At 46.2% G+C, this 1,547-nt stretch carries 2 protein-coding genes and 1 pseudogene; all 3 read right to left on the bottom strand.

From position 1 onward, the window contains the following. On the bottom strand, positions 1–563 hold a 563-nt coding region (locus tag AOQ29_RS08085), incomplete at its 3' end, for a 2-hydroxycarboxylate transporter family protein (RefSeq protein ID WP_242977404.1). Between the two features lie 61 nt (positions 564–624). Further along, positions 625–1,413: an alpha/beta fold hydrolase gene (locus tag AOQ29_RS05455; RefSeq protein ID WP_061993502.1), complete on the bottom strand. Its 789-nt coding sequence runs from the start codon at positions 1,411–1,413 to the stop codon at positions 625–627. Positions 1,414–1,446: 33 nt separating this feature from the next. Continuing rightward, positions 1,447–1,547 (bottom strand): annotated as a pseudogene (locus AOQ29_RS08405) (triphosphoribosyl-dephospho-CoA synthase CitG); the annotation flags it as partial.

The following is a 1,547-nucleotide window of genomic DNA, read 5'->3' as shown; positions in this document are numbered from 1 at the left end:
GCACCACCCCCCCCCGCCATGACTGGAAAGGCAATATAGAGGGCCGTATGGCGGAAACCAAGGCCTAAGACCTGACCGGTTAAACCGACCACGAAGAAGGTTACAATCATCGAACCAAAGGCCACTGGTAGGAAGCGAACAGCCGACTTAAGCAAGAGCTGGCGGTCCATCTTCAGTATAGCCGAAATGATTAAAGATACAATATAGAACTCTAAAAAATTCGAAGTAGCGATAAAGCCCTTAACCGTGGCCACCGTGCTAGCTGGCACCAGTCCCAGACCGGCAATAATAGCAGCACCAATGGTCGTAAAGACCGACCCACCACCGAGGTAGGTTTTAAAAATCGGCAAATGACTACCAAGGTAGTAAAGGCCCCCACCAGCAATTACCAAAGTGAACAAAGCCCCACCCATGTTTTTCGGTAAGACGTTCAGCCACAAAACGATAAACAAGAGCGCCAGCATCAGTAAGTAGGTACTGCCACCCAAACCAACAATTTTCAGCTTGCTTTCAAACTTCGAAAAGAAGCTGATACCAGTACTTAACTGCGTATCTTTCTTCATCTACATTCTCCTGCGATTGTTCTGATATTCTTGGTTTTATTTTAACATGAAAAATATTAAATCAGCGGATAAAATTGTAAAATTCTTCATTAAATTCTTGTGGGCTTTCTAAATGTGGCAAATGACCCGATTTTTGTATCACTTTTAAAAGTGATTCCTGGTTAAGCATTGTTTCGAAGTCGTGGAAGTACCCTTCCTTGCACAAAGGCGAAGCTCCACCAGCCACAAAGAGGGTTGGTAACGTGCAATCAGCCAAATTTTCTCGCCAGTCCGCCAACAGATGGTCTTTTAAGAGCGGATAAGTTAGGTCAAAATTAAAAGGATTAGCGACCTTATCAATTTTCAGCCGGTCTTTAATTTTTTGGTCGACCGGTAAGGCCGTTAACCGGTTTTTGATAAAGGTTGGGGCAATGGTTTCAAAGGTTGACCAGGTCAGGTCGCGAATGCCAGCCGTCCAGTCCTCGTCATTAACCAACTTGGGGCTTTCGTCCACAATCACCAAGTCGTGAAGGCGGTCCTCTCCAAACAAGGACAAGTAAGCCCAAATCGTTGACCCACCCATCGAATGGCCGACCAGGGTGATGTCTTGCAAGTCCAAATGGACAATCAGTTCATGCAAGTCGACCGCTAACCGTGAAATCCGTAAATTTTTACTCGTCCGTTCTGATTGACCGTGGGACCGCCAGTCCATGGTCACCACGCGGTAACCGCGGTCTAACAAGCCAGGAATTTGTTCCATCCACTCTGCTTGAATGCCAGAATATCCCGATAATAAGACGGCGACCGGTCCTCGGCCAGGGCGGTCGGTATAGTTCAAAGCGACCCCATCGCTTGTTGTCAAAGTTGCCATTGCCACTCTTCTTTCTCTACTAGTTTCCAATGTTTAAACCAGGCCAGCTAGCCGACCAATAAAAATCGTTAAAATTAAATAATCTGCCGCGCCACCAATACTAAGGTTTTGCTCAATCATTTTTTTGTCCAGGT

The sequence above is a fragment of the Fructobacillus ficulneus genome, from assembly GCF_001047075.2.
Classification (GTDB): domain Bacteria; phylum Bacillota; class Bacilli; order Lactobacillales; family Lactobacillaceae; genus Fructobacillus; species Fructobacillus ficulneus.
The sequence above is the reverse complement of the archived record's forward strand: the minus strand, read 5'-3'. Positions and strand labels throughout refer to the sequence as shown.